8 protein-coding genes are annotated in these 6,357 nt (G+C 36.9%); 7 read left to right on the plus strand and 1 reads right to left on the minus strand.

What is annotated here, in order from left to right; all coding sequences use genetic code 11:
• Positions 1 to 4 precede the first annotated feature (4 nt).
• The 7 genes from BAU17_RS02990 (at position 5) to purB (ending at position 5,794) form a co-directional block, all read left to right on the plus strand.
• Positions 5 to 616 carry a glycoside hydrolase family 73 protein gene (locus BAU17_RS02990; RefSeq protein ID WP_161901335.1) on the plus strand — a complete coding sequence of 204 codons (612 nt, stop codon included), beginning with the start codon at positions 5 to 7 and terminating at the stop codon, positions 614 to 616.
• 13 nt (positions 617 to 629) lie between these two features.
• Entirely contained in the window at positions 630 to 1,322 is a 693-nt protein-coding gene (locus BAU17_RS02995) for a hydrolase (RefSeq protein ID WP_161901336.1), read from the plus strand.
• Positions 1,323 to 1,512: 190 nt separating this feature from the next.
• Positions 1,513 to 2,094 (plus strand): xanthine phosphoribosyltransferase, encoded by a 582-nt coding sequence (locus BAU17_RS03000; RefSeq protein WP_161901337.1) that lies wholly within the window; start codon positions 1,513 to 1,515, stop codon positions 2,092 to 2,094.
• A gap of 16 nt (positions 2,095 to 2,110) precedes the next feature.
• Positions 2,111 to 2,785 carry a hypothetical protein gene (locus BAU17_RS03005; RefSeq protein ID WP_161901338.1) on the plus strand — a complete coding sequence of 225 codons (675 nt, stop codon included), beginning with the start codon at positions 2,111 to 2,113 and terminating at the stop codon, positions 2,783 to 2,785.
• A 94-nt stretch (positions 2,786 to 2,879) separates the two neighbouring features.
• Positions 2,880 to 3,368, plus strand: coding sequence for a 5-(carboxyamino)imidazole ribonucleotide mutase (gene purE, locus BAU17_RS03010; protein WP_161901339.1), 489 nt, complete (start codon positions 2,880 to 2,882; stop codon positions 3,366 to 3,368).
• Entirely contained in the window at positions 3,352 to 4,479 is a 1,128-nt protein-coding gene (gene purK / locus BAU17_RS03015; RefSeq protein WP_161901340.1) for a 5-(carboxyamino)imidazole ribonucleotide synthase, read from the plus strand. Before purE ends, purK begins: the two co-directional genes overlap by 17 nt.
• A gap of 16 nt (positions 4,480 to 4,495) precedes the next feature.
• Positions 4,496 to 5,794, plus strand: coding sequence for an adenylosuccinate lyase (purB, locus tag BAU17_RS03020; RefSeq protein ID WP_161901341.1), 1,299 nt, complete (start codon positions 4,496 to 4,498; stop codon positions 5,792 to 5,794).
• Between the two features lie 45 nt (positions 5,795 to 5,839).
• Here purB and BAU17_RS03025 read toward each other — a convergent pair whose 3' ends face one another.
• On the minus strand, positions 5,840 to 6,202 hold the full coding sequence (locus BAU17_RS03025) for a hypothetical protein (RefSeq protein ID WP_161901342.1): 363 nt from the start codon (positions 6,200 to 6,202) through the stop codon (positions 5,840 to 5,842).
• Positions 6,203 to 6,357: the final 155 nt, after the last annotated feature.

Genomic DNA, 6,357 nt, shown 5'->3' on the forward strand with positions numbered 1-6,357 from the left:
CTTTATGAAAAAAAAGAAAAGAAGTCCTCTGAAACTGCCAGCTATTCTAGTTGGATTTTTAATGATTGGTTTAGGGTTTGTATTTTCACTAAAAAGTTTGGTTGATCCAGTGCCAAACAGCAATAACTTTGCCTATGAAGAGAATTCTAAAGAGCTCAGTCACGAGGAGTTTATTCAACGCTTAGTTCCTTATGCAAAAGAACTTCAAGAAGGATACGGTATTTTGCCAAGTATCATTATTGGCCAAGCGATTTTGGAATCAAATTGGGGAACAAGTGAGCTTTCAAGTAAATATAATAATTTATTTGGAATCAAAGCGTATGGGGATCAAGAAAAAGTCAAAATGGATACGCAAGAATTTGTGAATGAACAATGGATTACAATTAAAGGAGAATTTCGAGTATATAAATCATGGGAAGAATCAATGTATTCTCATACCATGTTATTTGTTAATGGGGTTGATTGGAGCCCTGAAAAATACGAGCAAGTGCTGAGTGCACCAGACTACTCTCACGCTGCCGAAGCTCTACAGGAGGCTGGTTATGCGACAGACCCTGGTTACGCAGATAAAATAAAAAGTGTTATAGAAACAAATCAGTTATATCAATACGACTAGAGAAGGTGCAGCTATGGAAAAACCCTTTGTTCCGAATATTACAACCGATTTAAGAAAAGATATTGTACGTGTACCCGAAGTGATTGAAGAAGCCAGTGGTATTATTGTTTTTGGTAAAAAGATAAAATCAATTATTTTTACGACAGATATTGCGATTGTTCGGAATAATAATGCTAATGCGGTGATTGCTGTCTATCCATTTACACCACATCCGGCCATTACAAAGAGTATTATTGAAGCGGCAGATATTCCAGTCTTTTCTGGTGTCGGTGGTGGTTTAACCCAAGGAACCCGTGCCGCATACATGAGCCTATTTGCTGAAGCGCAGGGTTCGATAGGTGTGGTGCTGAATGGACCAACCCCAATTGAAACTATTCAGGAAGTTTGTCAGGTAGTAGATGTACCAGTTGTCAGTACGATAACCAGTAAATATACACCGATTGAAGAAAAATTAGCATGTGGTGTCAAGATTGTTAATATTAGCGCGGGCAAAAAGACTGCAGAAACCGTTCGTCATTTTCGAGCACTTTATCCAGAATTGCCAATCATTGCAACGGGTGGGCCAACAGAAGAAAGTATTTTAGAAACCATTCAAGCTGGAGCGAATGCTATTACGTATACGCCACCTTCTAATGGTAAATTATTTAGTGCTAAAATGGATCATTACCGTGAAATTGAACGTGAAGAATATGAAAATGAACATTAAACACGAACAAATTTTGAATGATTTCTCATTTTATTTGTTAAAAACTTGAAATTCTAAAAAGTTATAGGCATAATGAAAATTGTGTTTTAATTTGGAAGAACAAGTAAAAAAGTGTTTAATGACTGACCTTTTTTGCTCTTTGTGCAAAGAAGGTATTTTTTATTATTAAGATGAAAGTGAGTTTGTTGGAATGGAAGAATTAGTAAATCGTATTAAGCAAGATGGAAATGTTCTAGGTGCAGGAGTATTAAAAGTCGATAGTTTTGTTACCCACCAAGTGGATCCTAAATTAATGGAAAATATTGGTGCAACTTTTGCGCAGGTTTTTGCAGAAAAAAACATTACAAAAGTAGTGACAATTGAAGCCTCTGGGATTGCCCCAGCATTGTATGCAGCAAAAGTACTGGAGGTGCCAATGATTTTTGCACGTAAAGCGAAAAGTTTAACGATGGATGAAGAATTGTTGACAAGTTCGGTCTATTCATTTACGAAACAAGTCACAAGTACGATTTCGATTTCTCGTAAATTTTTAAATGAAGAGGATAATGTGTTAATTATTGATGACTTTTTAGCAAATGGTCAAGCTGCAAAAGGGTTAATTGAATTATGTCGTCAAGCTGGCGCAGCAGTCGAAGGCGTAGGGATTGTTATCGAAAAATCTTTCCAAGATGGCCGTCAAGTGTTAGAAGACATGGGTATTCGCGTGGTTTCACTTGCGCGTATTGCTTCATTGGATAATGGTACAGTGACATTTCAAGAAGCCGATGCTTAAATAATAAGAATAAAAAATGACATCTTGGATTGTAGAGATGTCATTTTTGTGTGAGGAATTAGTGGTGAAAATTATTTGTCTACATGCAAGTAGTTATAATATTGCTCTAGTTGATGAAGGGATGCGAGGAATAAATATTGAGGTTGACCATGTTGTAGACCAGCAACTCTTACACTTGATTCAAAGAGAAGAGTCCGAACAACAGTACACATATATCCATCAGAAATTACAGCAATTAATAGCTAAAAAGCCGGATGCGATTTTAATTACTTGTACAAATTATATTGCTTTGTTAGAGCAGCGGCCATTGATTAGTGAGGTCCCGTTGCTTATGATTGATGAAATGTTGTTTAAACAATTACCAAAAACAAGGCAAACATTGACCGTACTATTTACAAATAAACAAATAGTTACAGGGACGCTTCAGCGTTTAAGGAAATTCTGTCCTTGGGTTAAGCAAATAGAAATCATGGTAATTGATAATGTTTTTTCATGGTATTTAGCAGGAGAAATAACGAAGCATGATGCACGGATTTATGAAACGCTTCTGTCTTTGGGGAATGGTCAGCTTATGGCAGCGCAACTTTCAATGAGTCGTGCGGTGGAACGGTACAATCAGCAACATCAACAACTAGTTATTCATCCATTAGAGGCAATCAGAAAAGAGCTAAGTATGTTTAAAAACGAATGAAATATATTTTATGTGGTTAAATATTCGGATATGCTTTGACAACAGTTTTTTTGGTTGCTAAAATAAAGGCACTAATGATAAAGGAGCTAACTGAATGAAACCACTAGTTGCTGTAGTAATGGGAAGTACTTCTGATTGGGAGACAATGAAGGATGCGTGTGTATCGTTGGATGAACTAGCCATTCCCTATATGAAAAAAGTGATATCGGCACATCGCACACCAGAGGAGATGTTTACGTTTGCTGAGACAGCACGTGAAGAAGGGATAAAAGTAATCATTGCTGGTGCTGGAGGAGCCGCACATTTACCAGGAATGATTGCAGCTAAAACAACTTTACCTGTGATTGGTGTTCCTGTCCAATCACGAACATTAAATGGCTTGGACTCCTTATTATCAATTGTTCAAATGCCAGGTGGTGTGCCAGTGGCAACTACGGCTATTGGAAAAGCTGGTGCAATTAACGCTGGAATACTTGCGGCACAGATGCTTTCCATGTATGATTTAGAAGTGGCAAAAAAACTTGCAGAACAAAGAAAACAAATGAAAGAATCAGTAATGGAAAGTAGTGATCAACTTGGTTAAACCTTTAATGCCCGGCTCCACAATTGGAATTGTTGGTGGCGGCCAATTAGGTCGGATGATGACCTTAAGTGCAAAAAAAATGGGCTTTCGTGTCGGTGTACTCGATCCTGTAGAAAATTGTCCGACAGCTCAATTAGCCGATTGGCACATTGTTGCGGCATATGATGATATTTTAGCATTGGAAGAAATGGCAAGACGCAGTGATGTCATTACTTATGAGTTTGAAAACGTCAGTGTCGAAGCTTTAAATGCAATTTTACCTTTATGTCATGTTCCACAAGGTACTGATCTTTTAGCAATTACGCAAGATCGTCTACTGGAAAAATCATTTTTAGAGGCAAATAATATTGTAATTGCCCCTTATTCAACGATTATTAGCCCAACAGATATTCAAGACGCTATAGAGAGCATCGGTTATCCTTGTGTACTGAAAACCACTCGTGGTGGGTATGATGGTAAAGGACAGTATGTGCTAAAGGGCACGAAGGATCTTGCGCCGTCAATGAACTTGTTACGTGGCGGAACATGTGAATTAGAAGCATGGATTCCTTTTGAGAAGGAACTATCAATTATTGTAGCTGGTAATGGGGAAGAGTATACAACATTCCCTGTGGTGGAGAATATTCATCGGAATAATATTTTACATGAAACGATTGCGCCAGCGAATGTACCTAGTTATGTGGAGCAAGAAGTTAAACGAATTGCAAAAGTCATTGCAGAGTCATTAAATTTGTGTGGTGTATTAGCAATTGAAATGTTTTTAACTGAAACAGGAGCAATTTACGTCAATGAATTAGCACCAAGACCGCACAATTCAGGACATTATTCGATTGAAGCTTGTGATTTCAGTCAATTTGATGCTCATATTCGGGGCATTGCTGGTTGGCCGTTAGGTGAAGTTCATTTATTACACGATGCAGTCATGGTTAATATTTTAGGTGAACATTTGGAACAAAGTTATCAAGAAATTGCTAAAAAACCGCAATGGCAATTCCATTATTATGGCAAAGAATTGGCAAAAACAGGTCGTAAAATGGGACATATTACTATTGTGACCAATGATGTTGAAGAAACATTATCAGAAATTAAACAGACGAAAATTTGGGATTAAGAAGGGAATATAGAAGATGTTAGAACGTTATACACGACCTGAAATGGGAAAAATTTGGACGGATGAAAACCGTTATCAAGCATGGTTAGAGGTAGAAATTTTAGCTGATGAAGCTTGGGCTGAATTAGGTGAAATCCCTGCAGAAGATGTCAAAAAAATTCGTGCAAATGCATCATTCGATATTCAACGTATTTTAGAAATTGAAGAACAAACTAGACACGATGTTGTCGCATTTACGCGTGCGGTATCAGAATCATTAGGTGATGAAAGTAAGTGGGTTCACTATGGTTTGACTTCAACTGATGTTGTAGATACTGCTTATGGTTATTTGATGAAACAAGCCAATGATATCTTACGTAAAGATTTACAACGGATGATAGATATTATTGGTGAGAAAGCGAAAGAGCATAAATATACAGTGATGATGGGACGTACGCATGGTGTACATGCTGAACCAACGACCTTTGGATTGAAATTAGCCCTATGGTATTCTGAAATGAAACGTAACATGGAACGTTTTGAACATGCGGCAAAAGGCGTTGAAGCTGGAAAAATCAGTGGAGCAGTAGGAACCTTTGCCAATATTTCTCCGTTTGTAGAAGAATATGTATGTACAAAATTAGGGATTCGTCCACAAGACATCTCAACACAAGTGTTACCTAGAGATTTACATGCAGAGTATCTTGCGTCATTAGCTTTAATTGCGACAAGCATTGAAAAATTTGCAACAGAAATTCGTGGTTTGCAAAAATCAGAAACACGTGAAGTAGAAGAGTTTTTTGCAAAAGGTCAAAAAGGCTCTTCGGCAATGCCGCATAAACGCAACCCGATTGGTTCAGAAAACATGTCTGGTCTCGCACGTGTGGTGCGTGGACACATGGTTACAGCTTATGAAAATGTATCGTTATGGCATGAACGTGATATCTCTCATTCATCAGCAGAACGGATTATTATCCCTGATACAACTATTTTAATTAACTATATGTTAAATCGTTTCGGAACAATTGTGGAGAAATTAACTGTTTTCCCAGAGAATATGAAACGTAATATGGATGCAACTTTTGGTTTGATTTACAGCCAACGTGTGATGCTTAAATTAATTGATCATGGCATGACTCGTGAAGAAGCCTATGACTTAGTACAGCCGAAAACTGCTGAAGCGTGGGATAACCAAATTGCCTTCCGTCCGTTGCTAGAAGCGGATGAAAAAATTACGTCTGTTTTGTCAGCAGATGAGTTAGCAGATGCCTTTGATTACCATCACCATTTAAAAAATGTAGATACTATTTTTAACCGAGTAGGATTAGGTGAATAAGTTAATAAAAGAAGCCTTTGAACATGATTGTTCAGAGGCTTTTATTTACGCGAATTCAATTGTATACAGCTCCATTTTTAGGATGTTAAAAAGTATATTGACATAGTCAAAGGGAATTTCTTTAAAATTGAGAAATACTTCAAAATGAGCGTGATGGGTAAATAAGTTTGTTTGATGCACTTCTCGAATAATTAGCTCATCATTATGATTATTTTTAAATAATAGAAGTTGCTTGTAATGCTGATATGTTTTGGTAGAGAAAAAGATGCGATCACTCCAAGTATGTTTTCGTTGCGTTAAATGTTGATGTTTCTGAATGATTTTGGCTAAATCATAGAACATTTTTTTCTTTTCGCCGAGACTTAAACATGTTACAAACTGAACGGCCTGATCATAAAAGATTTTCATGCACGTGCCATCCTCCTTTGAGATAGATCAAACTTTAACTACATAATATCATTGAAACAATTTAATGTAAACGCTTTTATATAAAGGAGGAGAGGTTGTTCATTATTTTTCTTTGTTGTTAAACACGAACTATTTAACTTTATTTAATTTTAAAT

The sequence above is a fragment of the Candidatus Enterococcus willemsii genome (genome assembly GCF_009933335.1).
GTDB lineage: Bacteria > Bacillota > Bacilli > Lactobacillales > Enterococcaceae > Enterococcus_F > Enterococcus_F willemsii.